The sequence below is a fragment of the Nitrosomonas sp. Nm166 genome, from assembly GCF_900112825.1.
In the GTDB taxonomy this organism is placed as follows: Bacteria; Pseudomonadota; Gammaproteobacteria; order Burkholderiales; family Nitrosomonadaceae; genus Nitrosomonas.
In genome coordinates, this window is sequence record NZ_FONE01000015.1 from 21,469 (window position 1) to 33,944 (window position 12,476).

Annotated in this window: 12 protein-coding genes; 8 read left to right on the plus strand and 4 right to left on the minus strand. The window is 45.1% G+C overall.

Features of this window, described 5'->3' with window-relative positions; translation table 11 throughout:
* Positions 1–3 precede the first annotated feature (3 nt).
* From mnmA to BM021_RS15460, 6 genes are all read left to right on the plus strand, one after another.
* On the plus strand, positions 4–1,083 hold the full coding sequence (gene mnmA / locus BM021_RS05965; RefSeq protein ID WP_090719926.1) for a tRNA 2-thiouridine(34) synthase MnmA: 1,080 nt from the start codon (positions 4–6) through the stop codon (positions 1,081–1,083).
* A gap of 440 nt (positions 1,084–1,523) precedes the next feature.
* Entirely contained in the window at positions 1,524–3,047 is a 1,524-nt protein-coding gene (locus BM021_RS05970) for a galactose oxidase early set domain-containing protein (protein ID WP_090719870.1), read from the plus strand.
* Positions 3,048–3,290: 243 nt separating this feature from the next.
* On the plus strand, positions 3,291–3,800 hold the full coding sequence (locus tag BM021_RS15190) for a hypothetical protein (protein ID WP_143074300.1): 510 nt from the start codon (positions 3,291–3,293) through the stop codon (positions 3,798–3,800).
* Between the two features lie 43 nt (positions 3,801–3,843).
* Positions 3,844–4,128, plus strand: coding sequence for a hypothetical protein (locus tag BM021_RS05975; RefSeq protein ID WP_177186308.1), 285 nt, complete (start codon positions 3,844–3,846; stop codon positions 4,126–4,128).
* Positions 4,129–4,415: 287 nt separating this feature from the next.
* Positions 4,416–5,057, plus strand: a complete 642-nt coding sequence (locus BM021_RS05980) for a hemerythrin domain-containing protein (protein ID WP_090719875.1) — start codon at positions 4,416–4,418, stop codon at positions 5,055–5,057.
* A gap of 301 nt (positions 5,058–5,358) precedes the next feature.
* Positions 5,359–5,496 carry a hypothetical protein gene (locus tag BM021_RS15460; protein WP_177186309.1) on the plus strand — a complete coding sequence of 46 codons (138 nt, stop codon included), beginning with the start codon at positions 5,359–5,361 and terminating at the stop codon, positions 5,494–5,496.
* A 404-nt stretch (positions 5,497–5,900) separates the two neighbouring features.
* Here the strand turns inward: BM021_RS15460 and BM021_RS05985 are convergent, their stop codons facing one another.
* Entirely contained in the window at positions 5,901–7,535 is a 1,635-nt protein-coding gene (locus BM021_RS05985; protein WP_090719877.1) for an MFS transporter, read from the minus strand.
* Positions 7,536–7,537: 2 nt separating this feature from the next.
* Positions 7,538–7,858 carry a hypothetical protein gene (locus tag BM021_RS05990; RefSeq protein WP_090719879.1) on the minus strand — a complete coding sequence of 107 codons (321 nt, stop codon included), beginning with the start codon at positions 7,856–7,858 and terminating at the stop codon, positions 7,538–7,540.
* 180 nt (positions 7,859–8,038) lie between these two features.
* Here BM021_RS05990 and BM021_RS05995 point away from each other — a divergent pair, with 180 nt between their 5' ends.
* Positions 8,039–10,120 (plus strand): NAD(+) synthase, encoded by a 2,082-nt coding sequence (locus BM021_RS05995; protein ID WP_090719881.1) that lies wholly within the window; start codon positions 8,039–8,041, stop codon positions 10,118–10,120.
* 92 nt (positions 10,121–10,212) lie between these two features.
* Here the strand turns inward: BM021_RS05995 and BM021_RS06000 are convergent, their stop codons facing one another.
* Together BM021_RS06000 and BM021_RS06005 are read right to left on the minus strand one after the other, a co-directional pair.
* Entirely contained in the window at positions 10,213–10,671 is a 459-nt protein-coding gene (locus BM021_RS06000; protein ID WP_090719883.1) for a ferritin-like domain-containing protein, read from the minus strand.
* A gap of 57 nt (positions 10,672–10,728) precedes the next feature.
* On the minus strand, positions 10,729–11,331 hold the full coding sequence (locus BM021_RS06005) for a peroxiredoxin (protein ID WP_090719885.1): 603 nt from the start codon (positions 11,329–11,331) through the stop codon (positions 10,729–10,731).
* Between the two features lie 428 nt (positions 11,332–11,759).
* Between BM021_RS06005 and BM021_RS06010 the strand changes: the two genes are divergently transcribed.
* Positions 11,760–12,392 (plus strand): phosphoadenosine phosphosulfate reductase domain-containing protein, encoded by a 633-nt coding sequence (locus BM021_RS06010; RefSeq protein ID WP_090719887.1) that lies wholly within the window; start codon positions 11,760–11,762, stop codon positions 12,390–12,392.
* Positions 12,393–12,476: the final 84 nt, after the last annotated feature.

Consider the following 12,476-nt stretch of genomic DNA (forward strand, 5'->3'; position numbering starts at 1 on the left):
GGAATGAAAAAATACCGGGTAGTGGTTGGTATGTCTGGCGGCGTTGATTCATCCGTGGCCGCTTATTTATTGAAACAGCAAGGTTACGATGTTGTCGGTCTGTTCATGAAAAACTGGGAAGATGATGATACCGATGAGTATTGCTCCTCTCGCCAGGATTTTCTGGATGCGGTATCGGTTGCGGATGTGATTGACATTCCGATCGAAGTAGTGAATTTCTCGGCCGAATATAAAGATCGGGTTTTTTCACACTTTCTTGCCGAATATCAGGCTGGGCGAACGCCCAATCCAGACGTGCTATGCAATGCTGAAATCAAGTTCAAGGCATTCCTGGATCATGCGAATAAATTGGGCGCTGACTATATTGCAACAGGCCATTATGCCCAGGTGCGGAAAGTGGGCGATATATTCCAGCTATTAAAGGGCGAGGACGGTACCAAGGATCAGAGTTATTTCTTGTACCGGTTGAATCAAACACAGCTTGCTCATACCTTATTTCCGATTGGGCATCTTTATAAACGTGAAGTGCGCAGGATTGCCGAAGAATTAAAGTTACCCAATTTCTCCAAAAAAGACAGCACAGGCATCTGTTTCATCGGAGAACGTCCATTTCGTGAATTTCTCAATCGCTATCTGCCACATGAACCTGGAGAAATCCAAACGCCTGAAGGGAAGGTGATTGGTCAGCATATTGGATTGATGTATTACACCATTGGACAGCGGCAGGGGTTAGGGATCGGTGGCAAGCGTGATGGCAGTGATGAGCCGTGGTTCGTCTCTGCCAAGGATATAGCCAGCAATGTACTGATTGCAGTGCAAGGCCATGATCATCCTGATCTACTTAAACCTTCCTTGAAGGCTACAGATTTAACATGGATCAGTGGACAACGGCCGCATTGCAACTGGGTCTATGCCGCTAAAACCCGCTATCGTCAAACTGATGCTCCCTGTACGATTGCAAACTTTACGGATGATTATTGCCAGGTAGATTTTGCACAGGATCAATGGGCGGTTACACCCGGGCAATCAGTTGTCATTTATGAAAGCAAGGTATGCTTGGGCGGTGGAATCATCATCGAATAACTCAAGAAGCTTCACTTCATTTCAGCTCGCATGATCTTCTAATCTCTACCGGAGGAGTGAAGATTTATTTGAAACTCAACTTAATTCCATCTTCTGCTTCTTAGATACTTTCTCTCCAGAATGAGAAAGAATAAATTTATCAATAATTAAGCCTTAAAAAAACAATTCATCCCCAGGATTGTTCTTTGAGAATCAATCGTTTTATCCCGACTTGCATAGGATATTGCGCCTATGAAAATGAGTAGGTTTGCCCCATGACAGTTATAAATCCATGGCTTATATTGATATTGCTGAGGTAGGGTTAAGTGAACCACGAGAGCAGCAGATGGCAACATGAAAGTAGCTGATGAAAGAAGAAGATATATCTGATTTTCTGTATTTTTAACTTATAAACATTCATTTCTCGGATTATTCAAGGGCACATTATGGAATGTACTAATATGGAATCAAAGAATTTTATTGTGGTAGAGAGAATCGAGCGCTTCCTCTACCTTATAACTGTTGGCTTGATATTGTTACTCATCAGTTATGGAAGTATTGCTCCTGCAGCGGCGGCAGGATCAGAAGCGCACCTGAAGGGTGAATTTGGTCCTCTACACAATTGGCCAATCGTACCCATTCACATGGCATTGTTACCGGATGGACGAGTGTTTGCTTTCGGAACGAAAATGGGGAAACTGAAATATACTATTTGGAATCCCTATATCGGTATAGGTACCGATGCATTTGAGACACTACCTAATATCACAGATACGAATATTTTCTGTAGTGGTCAAGCATTTATCCCAGGAACTGGTCAAGCTCTTCTCATCGGTGGGACTAATTTGAGTTCTGGAGATGATTCTGATGATGTTAATATCTTTGATCCAGCTACAGAGACGCTAACGCCACAAACTCAGAGCATGGCTTTTACTCGCTGGTATGCAACTGCAGTGACACTGCCTAATGGCGAGCATGTAGCGCTTGGTGGTCGCAGAACAGAATCTTCTTCAGGAACGAGTGCCACTTATTCTTCTACACCAGAGGTACGTGCCGCGGACGGCAATTGGCGCACACTCAGTTCGGCAGTTAGCGATTCTGCTTATGGGGCGAGCAGAAATTCTTGGAACTATCCACGTGCCTGGGTAAACCCGCAGGGGAGTGTATTTATTCTTACCTACCAGGGTTTGATGTACAAGCTCGACACTTCAGGTACCGGTACACTTTCGCAGTACACAAAAAAAACATCAGGTAGTAACAGCAACTTGCCAAGCGTAATGTTTGCTCCTGGTCGTATTCTCTCCCTTCGAAACAATCGTGTAGCGACTGTCGTCGATATCAATGGTACTGGTGAGCCTGTCTTGTCCTCGGGTGGGAATCTGATAAAGGATCGAAAATATAGCAATGCTACAGTGCTTGCCGATGGCCGGGTCTGGGTTAATGGTGGATCATCGACTGGCAATGATTTGACGGGTGCAGCGTTGGATTCTGAACTTTGGGACCCTGCAACAAGGGTATGGACGACAGTAGCAAGTGCTGCCACAGCGCGGCTATATCACTCGGCTTCACTTCTGCTTCCGGATGGAACAGTGCTCACTGGCGGGGGCGGCAATCCAGGCCCAATAAGACAACTTAACGGTGAAATTTACTACCCACCTTATTTATTTAAAGCAGATGGCACCGGTGAGCTCGCACCTCGTCCGGAAGTCGTTGATGCACCAACGAATATGATTGGCTGGGACCAGGAATTTTCAGTTGAAGCAACCGATCCTATTGCCAAAGTTACCCTTGTGCGTGTGGGTGTAGTTACGCATACATTTAATAATGAGCAGCGCTTTTTTGATTTACCCATTTCACAAACCGACAATATTGTATCAGTACGATCTCCAGCATCGGCCAATATAGCACCTCCAGGCTTCTATTTGCTTTTTGTTTGGAATGCTTCGGGAACGCCTTCCATAGCTAAATTTCTGCATATTGGCTGAGTATCCGTAGCAAATAGCCAAAAAACCTCATGTAGGGATCTACATGAGGTGATGCTATCAAGGTGGTACTTAGGGTTAGGCATTACAACAACGTGGGACAAGCACCAAGTGATCAATAAAGAAAGCCTCATCAATTTGCATCTAGGGATTTAATTCTTACCTTCAAAGTACTGAACCGAACAGACTAAGTGATGTAACGTCAGTAGCATCATGGCTCAATGGAGCTTTTTATACAGGAGAACCATGATGAATCAACAGAAGAAAATAATTTTTGTAACTGCTATTGCAGCAATGATGTTAATGGGGAATTCGGTTACTTTTGCTGATTCTTCTCAGCAATCTCTAGGCAGCAATAATCCGAATTCGAATTTGCCCACTAACCCCACTTATTCTACCAGCTCGCAGCCTAAAAACCCTGTGTTGGTTAATCCTAATGATCCTACGGGTACTACGGCAAGTACGCCAAGGGTTCATCCTAATATCCCATCAGACGGGAGTTCCACAGGTGTCAACCCATCGGGTGTGAATCCCTCGGGGGTGAGTCCTTCAGGTGTAAGTCCCTCGGGCGTAAGCCCATCTGGTGTGAGTCCTTCAGGTGTAAGTCCCTCGGGCGTAAGCCCATCTGGTGTAAGTCCTTCAGGTGTAAGTCCCTCGGGTGTAAGTCCATCCGGTGTGAGCCCCTCAGCACCTAGCAGCCCTGCCAGTGTAAATCCCAGCAGCCCTTCGGGAACAAGTTCGGGAACTGCTCCTTAGGAGCTCCTTTACAGTGAGCCTCTATTTCATCTACTTGGAGACAATGATGACGCAATTCAATCACATCACACTGCTTGAAGAATTTAATTCAAAGTACATATATTTCTCTGATCCAGAATTAAACAGGCCGGACAAAGACTTACTTGACGAAGAATTACCAGAAGATATCCCTTTTGAAGGAAACCGCCCGCAAGGGTCAAAGCGTCGCAATAACATACCAGAAGAAACGCCTGGTAAGGATGATCTCGAGGAAAGGATGCCATTGGATAAGAGAAATCGGGATACCGATGATGAAGGGGATGATAAAACACCCCCTGTTCAACTTTAGGGAAACGCTGATTAATTGACTGCACGGGCGAATCGCTTTGTTGCGCGGTACCCGCTTCCTCGTTTATTTGATTGATATGTCTCGGTTGCTGCGTTCCGTGCGCCTCGCGCTTCATCACGTTCGCCGAATTAATCAGCATTTACTTAGTTCATTCTTCCGCAACAGGGTTTTATTTAGTTGAGCTTTACTAAGTTAGTTTGCGTACTGACCATCAGTAAGTAAAAAAATTATTGTGATCATAACTCTTTAGGGTTAATTATTAAGCTATTTAAAATAAAGGATAGACCATGACTTATGCAAAAGGACATACCACAAAAGCTACTTCGAATGATGTTATTAAATTACTAAAGGCGGATCATGAAAAAGTAAAATCTCTATTCGATGAATTTGAGAAATTGCGCAGTAAAAATGGTAACACTGATAAAAAGTCGGAAATAGTTAAAGAGATTTGTCATGAATTAACACTTCATGCAATGGCTGAAGAATCAATCGTTTATCCCGCTGCACGGGATTCTATTGAAGATGAAGATCTAATGGATGAAGCTGATGTAGAGCATGCTGTAGCGAAAGAACTTATTGCAGAGCTACAAGATATGGATGCCGATGAAAGCCATTATGATGCAAAAGTAATCGTATTACGCGAGTATATAGAACATCATGTTAAGGAAGAAGAAGGCAAAATGTTTCCTAAGCTCGCAAAATCAGAAATAGACGGCGAGGAGATGGCAGCAGAGGTTACGCAGTTCAAAGAGGAACATAAAAATGATGATTCAACTTCCTCCGCTAAAAAGAGAATTCATGCTGCAAAGAAATCGTCTGTCAAGCAAACTAAAAAAGATAGCAATGGACAAGACGCGGATGATGAAGATGAGCACGCCAGGAAATCTAAATCAGGACATAAAGCTGAAAATAAAGAAATTTCAAAATAAGCTGAATGTTTAAAGCGCTTTCCAGAAGTAATTTGAAGCCAGGCAGGCTCAGTCAAAACCCGTCTTAATTAAGCGGGTTTTTTTGTATGCTGTTGTTTTTATTTAGCAAAGGATAGGGGTTGGGGCACTAAAAATTAGGAGCAATCGGACTCATCAAAACAAAATCCAAACTGTGAATTTCTACAGCAATATTTTGTTTTAATTTAATTAATCGCTTAGTTTCTTCTATGTTTGGTAACGCACTGATCGAGTTTGGTTTTCATAGGATTATGCGTTCTCTTTTAATAATTGGAGTAATACCATGACCACATTCTTATACACTGCCTTGGTCGTTTTTATTACTGGCATTTATTTTCTTCTTAGTACATCTGTATTTGCAGAGTTTACTCATGAGCAGGAAGAGCAAATGAATCAAGAGGCATTCAAGGACAAGATTTAACCAGCACATATTCAATGACAGATTAGCTTCAGGGCGGCGAGCTTCCCTCCTGATTTTCAGAAAGATTAAGATAGCATTATTAAGAAGGGCGTGAAATTTTTGAATCTCTCGGGTTCAAATCACGCCAACTGTGGCAGCAATCTGGCTTAGTGACCGTATTCCTTCCTATAGTAAAGATGAGTTAAGTAGGTGGGTTGTATTATTATAAAAGGACTTGTCCAACAATGAGTTATCAATGGATTTGCGGCTGAGCAGGAGCGGCATCACATCTCTTGAGCTTCGAGTGTAGGATTTTGCCGACGTGATCGAGCAACACCATTTGTGCGGCTTTCACTCCCGATTCTTATTAACGGATACTGTTTCAGGCAAAATATCCGAGCAGATAGCTTGCTTGTTTTTCTTTTTTATAGGTCATGATGGGTGCTAGGAATTTTTCTTTTCATAGAATTTTCTGCGTTCGGCATCACAGCATGCGTCACCCGCGGCGGGGCATTTCCACCGTGCAGGGCAAGAATTTTATCTTGCAAAATTTTATCAGAGGCTGAGACACGCGCATGCTGGCGCAGATGGGCAAGCCAGGATTCAACCGTAAACACCTCAATAAATCGCCCATGATCCTCGACATCCTCAAAGAATCCCCACTGAATGGCCCCATCGCGGCGACGGATGATTCCCAGTTCCCGCATTAGGGAGCAAAATGCATCACGATCCGCATCGTCGATGCGGTACTCCAGCGTGACAAGAACAGGGCCGTGATCGTGCGCAACTGGCGTAATCAGAACAGGTTCAGCCCAGTGGCCAGATGGCGTATGATCATGATGTTCACCCAGATTAAGCTTGAATCGTCCTGTTACAGGAATCAGAAAAAGCGCCAGCAATCCTGAAGCTGCCAAGGCTAACGGCAAGCCAACAACTTCGGCTGCTTGTCCCCAACCCAGCGATCCCGTCGTCATCGCACCGAAAAACACCATCTGAAAGATGGCCAACCCACGGGCGCGAACCCAATCTGGTAACGCCATTTGTGCTGAAATATTCAATGAGGATACTGCCATGAGCCATGACACACCGCCTATTAATCCAGCAGCAATACCAACAATTTCATACTTACCATAGGCGAGCATCATCGAACATAGTGCGGTTCCTGTTATTGCCAGCATCATGACTTTATTCGCGTTCAAATGTTTTTTCATGAACGGGAGCAGAAATGCACCCGCTACAGCGCCGATTCCCAGCGCGGTTAGCAAAATACCGTAAAGGCTGGGACCGCCTTGCAGCGTATCCTTGGCCACTAAAGGCAACAACGCCCAGTAAGCGGATGCACAAATGAAAAAAGCCAGCGCATGAATCAAGGTATGGCGCAGCGGTGCGCTATGCAGCGCAAACCGAATGCCCGCTTGCATAGCGCCAGTCAAATGTTCGCGCGGCAGTTTATCGGCTTGCGTGGTGGCAGCTCCCCACCATAACAGCGCTGCCACGACGGCAAGGTAGGAAACGGCATCAAGCAGCGCCGTTGCCACGGCGCCTGCCGCTGCCAAAATAAAGCCACCTAGAGCCGGACCGACGGCTCGGGCGATATTCATACTTATCCCATTCAACGCAATGGCCGATCCTAATGCATCCCGTGGCACAAGACGCGGCACGATCGCCTGCCACGCGGGCATGGCGAAAGCTGATCCCGCACCGGTTATGAAGGTGAACAAAAGCAAAACCCAGGCATTGACGACACCTTGCCATAACAGGCCGGCAAATAGAAAAAGTACAAATGCCAGAAAGATCTGGGTCCACAACAAGAGCTGGCGGCGGTTCAAAAGATCACCCAGCGCTCCAGCAGGCAGAGCGAACAGAAAGACTGGCAACGCTGTCGCCGCCTGCACCATCGATACCATCAAAGGTGAGGGCGACAGCTCTGTCATCACCCAGCCCGAAGTCACATTGAACATCCATGTGCCAATGTTTGAAATCAGTGTAGCCGTCCACAAAATCGCGAAAATGCGATGCTTGAAAGGAGAAAATGCTGAGCTTGCTGTTTTGCCTGGCATTGTCAATATGCAAAGTAGCCGCAGCCGATAGCCCACGGATTCTTAAAGCTGAGTCGCCACAGTTTTTCCGAAGATTCGTTGTGTTGAGTTAAGCTGTCGCGGATGAGGCGCAAGTAGAAATCATTGAGACCGGGAATGACATGCTTATCCTTAAGCTTAAGATCGATCCTTTTTATAGCTGATATTGCTAACGCATGGATATCCTGCTCTGATTCAGTGGCTGATACCAATCCACCTGTCAGCACAATGGCTGCTACTTTGGAATTATTTTTGTCAAGCATGATAATTTTACCGTGGTAGAAAATCACATTGCTTTTGATCATGGCATGTACTTCTCATCAAAATGGTCAACTGTGATTGTATAACTTGCTTCAGTTCTCTGTACTATACTGTATTTCCTTCATTGCTTTGCTGTATTCTGTGCGTTCATTTAGCAGAATCAGAAAGATCATTGATGAATTGAAGTAACGCACGGCCCATTGGGTTCTTATAGGATACCGCTGATGCAAAACCATACAGAATTTTTCAATTTATATCATCACGGTTTTGTACGTGTTGCCATTGGCGTACCCGACGTTCGCGTTGCTGATCCGGGGTTTAATGTTTCTGCAACTATTTCACTGATGAAACAAGCAGCTGAGCAACGGGCTATCCTTGCCCTTTTTCCTGAATTGGGATTGACTGCTTACTCGTGTGAGGATTTATTTCATCAGCAGGCGCTTTTAGAATGCGCGATTGATGCACTCCACCAGGTCCTCTCAACTTCAAAGCAACTCAATCTGGTAATAGTTGTTGGATTGCCTTTGCAAGTCGATCAGTTTCTCTACAACTGTGCAGCAATTGTATATCAGGGATGCATTCTTGGGGTCGTCCCCAAGACATTCCTGCCCAATTACCGGGAATTCTACGAACTGAGACAGTTTGCACCGGCTGCTGCAGCTATCCGGCGGACCCTTACATTATGTGGTCAGGATGAGATTCCGTTTGGTGAGAAATTATTATTCCGAGCACAGAATAAGCCGCATTTCAGCTTCTTTACGGAAATTTGCGAGGATTTATGGGTGCCCATCCCACCTTCATCTCATGCAGCTTTGGCCGGTGCCACGCTGCTGCTGAACCTATCCGCTTCCAATATCACGATTGGCAAGCACGAGTATCGTCATAATCTGATAGCCAATCAGTCAGCGCGCTGTCTTGCGGCGTATCTGTATGCAGCTGCTGGCACGGGCGAATCGAGCACGGATCTTGCCTGGGACGGGCACGCCATGGTTTATGAAAATGGTATGCTGGTGGCGCAATCCGCTCGGTTTCAGTATGACTCCCAGCTACTCCTCGCTGATCTCGATCTGGATCGCTTGGCACAGGAACGCATGCGGCAAAATAGCTTCAGTCAGAGTGTGCAGCGCTTTCATGAGGAAATCCGTCAATTTCGTGAAATTTCCTTTGAAATTAACTTTCCTGACACTGGACGATTATTCTGCCAACGACAATATGATCGCTTTCCTTATGTTCCCTCCGATCCAGCCGTGCGTGATGCGCACTGTGACGAAATTTACAACATTCAGATCCAGGGTTTAGTCAAACGACTCAGACATACCGGTATTCAGAAAATTGTTATCGGCATTTCAGGCGGGCTGGATTCAACCCATGCACTGATTGTGGCAGCACGAGCAATGGATGAGCTTCATCTGCCGCGTGAACAAATTTTAGCTTATACCTTGCCAGGATTTGCCACCAGCGATCAAACCTTGACTAATGCCAGAGCCTTGATGCAAGTAATCGGGTGTACTGCGCATGAAATCGATATCCGGCCAAGCTGTGAACAAATGTTTCGGGATCTCAACCATCCATTTATCCACGGTAAATTGGTGTATGACGTTACCTTTGAGAATGTGCAAGCAGGTGAGCGAACAAATCATCTTTTTCGTCTTGCGAACTACCATCGTGCCTTAGTGTTGGGTACTGGTGATCTGAGTGAGTTGGCTTTAGGTTGGTGCACGTATGGCGTTGGCGATCAGATGTCACATTATGCGATCAATGCCAGCATTCCTAAAACACTACTTCAGTTTCTCATTCGCTGGGTGGCCGATACGCAGCAGCTTGACCATGAAGCAAACAGCGTTCTATACGCCATTCTGAATACGGAAATCAGTCCTGAATTAATTCCCGGAAAAGCGGATAGTGACCAGCCTTTCCAACGAACGGAGGCGATCATCGGTCCTTATGAATTGCAGGATTTCAACTTGTATTACACTACCCGATTCGGCTATCTTCCGACTAAAATAGCCTTTCTTGCTTATTGCAGTTGGCATGACCGAACTCAAGGTCACTGGCCTCATATACCCGAGAGCAAGCAACATCAATATACGATAGGTGAAATCAAGCATTGGCTGCAAGTCTTTGCCTACCGATTCTTTCAAATCAGTCAGTTCAAGCGCAGCTGTATTCCAAATTCGCCAAAAGTAGGATCTGGCGGTTCACTTTCGCCGCGGGGAGACTATCGAGCGCCTAGCGACAGTGAAGCGACAGTGTGGCTTGAGTACGTTCAGCGCATTCCAGATACTGTACCTGAAGATGGTTTCTAATAAGAAATAGCCGATTCTAAAAAGGAAACATAGAGAACAGGTTTAATCTACCTGTTCTCTATTGATTTTTCGCTTAAGCTAACAACCGATGTTTACTTGCAGGGTTGACGTAGCATTTTTTTGACCTCATCGGCATGCATTTCTTCTTCAACGATCAGGCTTCGAGCATAATCCTCCAGCAGCACCGATTTACCTTCAGCCAGTTCCAGTAATTGATAATAGGCCTTCAGTGCCTCATTTTCATGCGCCAAGGATTCCTCAAGAATATCACCGATCGGCATCGAGCAGACCAGGTTGTCATCATGCTGATGCGTCTCTAACAGTGGGCCGATGGCAAGTGAGGGATGCCCTTCCAAAAAAGTGACGAGTTCACCTGCCTTTTGAGCATGCAACAATGCTTCCTGAGCTTGTTTGTTCAGCCATTCTACGATGGGAATGCGGTTATAACCATACACCATCAAGGCGTAGTGCGTATAACGAACTACGCCAGCAAGCTCGAGTTCCATGATCTGATTCAGTAATGCTACCGCTTTATCTTTATCTAAGTTCATGTATTTCTCCTTTTAGCTGTGTTAGCAACAGTGAAGCCATTATTTGGAATTTACCGTTTACAGCTCCTCTGCGTGGTGGGTGAGATATTCTGCAACCCCTTCAGGACTTGCTTTCATGCCAGGTGCTCCCTTTTTCCAACCCGCTGGGCAGAGTTCACCTTGTTCTTCAAAGAATTTCAGCGCATCCACCATTCGCAACATCTCGTCGACATCGCGTCCAAGCGGTAGGTCATTGACTACCTGATGACGCACGATACCCTTTCTGTCGATCAAGAAAGAGCCTCGCAGTGCTACATGATTGGGATGGCTTACCCCATAAGCATTCATCACTTCACCGCCCAGATCCGATACCAATGTGATGTCGATGGGGCCGAGACCACCTTTGGTGATAGGAGTATTACGCCATGCATAATGCGTGAATTGAGAATCTACCGATACGCCGATGACTTCCACGTTACGTTGCTGAAAATCTTTCGCCCGATGCGAATGCGCAATGATTTCCGATGGACATACAAAGGTGAAATCCAGCGGATAGAAGAACAATACGGCATATTTGTCACGAATATGGCTATGAAAGTTGAAATTATCATCGAAACTACCATTCGGCAGAACGGCAGGTTTAGTAAAGTCGGGGGCAGGTCGAGTAACGAGTGTAGACATTATTTCTCCTTTTAGTTATAAATAAAAACAAATCTTTGAGTAAGTTACATTGTTCCCATCAAAAGAATCCGGAAGAGAACCGGAGATCAGCAAACTATATACTACCCGATCGGAATCTAGGGCAAGCTTTGCGAGTATAACAATTTTATATACAGACTCCTGAATCAGGTTCACAATCAGCATACATGAAGTCAGTTGAATAGATAATCATTTTCACCTCATTTCCTTGAAATTATACTCATTATCATGATCGTGCAACCCATCAACGAAAAAAGTATTTAACAAGATTTTATTCCTCATAATTGGGGTAAGGGAATGATCTTGATCTTAAAGCAAATTTGACAACCTATCGCGTTTTTAGTACCTTGCAGTTAGAAATCAGAGCGATTTATTTTTCAATGTCTTCTTCATCAAGCTCAGCCTGTTCAATGACGAATTACAAAATCGTAGAATATAATGCGGTGTTGCGAAATAAGCCGGCGCTCGAGATAATACGCTGGGGCATTGCACGAGCAGACGGCCATGCTGTTGTGTCGACAAATTTTCGCCCTTATGAAGCAGTTATTCTTCATCTTTGTGTTCAAGTACAGCCAGATATTCCAGTGCTTTGGGTGGATCATGGATACAACCGGCCAGCGACTTACCGGTATGCCGAGCAGCTTTGTAGTCTACTCAATCTCAATCTTAAGACTTATTTGCCAAAGCTAACTGCAGCTCATAGAGATGCAGTTTATGGTCCGGTTCCAGATATCTATGATGAAGTTGAACTGAAGAAATTCAGTGCAATGATGAAACTGGAACCATTTCAACGGGGTATGAGAGAGCTTGCACCGACCGTCTGGTTCACTGCATTACGCAAGGTGCAAAATCCGAATCGCGCTACCTTGGATATTCTTTCCAGGGATGAAACTTATGGCACCACCAAGATAAGCCCTGTTTTCTACTGGACAGACGCTGACATGGAAGCCTATCTCAAGCAATATCATTTGCCGAACGAGTGGGATTATTTTGATCCAGCGAAGGCTGACGAAAAACGGGAATGTGGACTGCATATAAAATAAGAAAATCAGAAGTCGGTACGCAAATCAATCTGAAAATGGTATAAAGGTATAAATGATTTGAGATGAATGCTACGAGTAAAATGG

Coding starts and splice junctions, on each gene's coding strand:
- BM021_RS05980 (WP_090719875.1), top strand. CDS start 4,416: ATGACTTATGCAAAAGGACATACCACAAAAGCTACTTCGAATGATGTT.
- BM021_RS05975 (WP_177186308.1), top strand. CDS start 3,844: ATGATGACGCAATTCAATCACATCACACTGCTTGAAGAATTTAATTCA.
- BM021_RS06010 (WP_090719887.1), top strand. CDS start 11,760: ATGACGAATTACAAAATCGTAGAATATAATGCGGTGTTGCGAAATAAG.
- BM021_RS15190 (WP_143074300.1), top strand. CDS start 3,291: ATGATGAATCAACAGAAGAAAATAATTTTTGTAACTGCTATTGCAGCA.
- BM021_RS05970 (WP_090719870.1), top strand. CDS start 1,524: ATGGAATCAAAGAATTTTATTGTGGTAGAGAGAATCGAGCGCTTCCTC.
- BM021_RS06000 (WP_090719883.1), bottom strand. CDS start 10,671: ATGAACTTAGATAAAGATAAAGCGGTAGCATTACTGAATCAGATCATG.
- BM021_RS06005 (WP_090719885.1), bottom strand. CDS start 11,331: ATGTCTACACTCGTTACTCGACCTGCCCCCGACTTTACTAAACCTGCC.
- BM021_RS05995 (WP_090719881.1), top strand. CDS start 8,039: ATGCAAAACCATACAGAATTTTTCAATTTATATCATCACGGTTTTGTA.
- BM021_RS05985 (WP_090719877.1), bottom strand. CDS start 7,535: ATGCCAGGCAAAACAGCAAGCTCAGCATTTTCTCCTTTCAAGCATCGC.
- mnmA (WP_090719926.1), top strand. CDS start 4: ATGAAAAAATACCGGGTAGTGGTTGGTATGTCTGGCGGCGTTGATTCA.
- BM021_RS15460 (WP_177186309.1), top strand. CDS start 5,359: ATGACCACATTCTTATACACTGCCTTGGTCGTTTTTATTACTGGCATT.
- BM021_RS05990 (WP_090719879.1), bottom strand. CDS start 7,858: ATGATCAAAAGCAATGTGATTTTCTACCACGGTAAAATTATCATGCTT.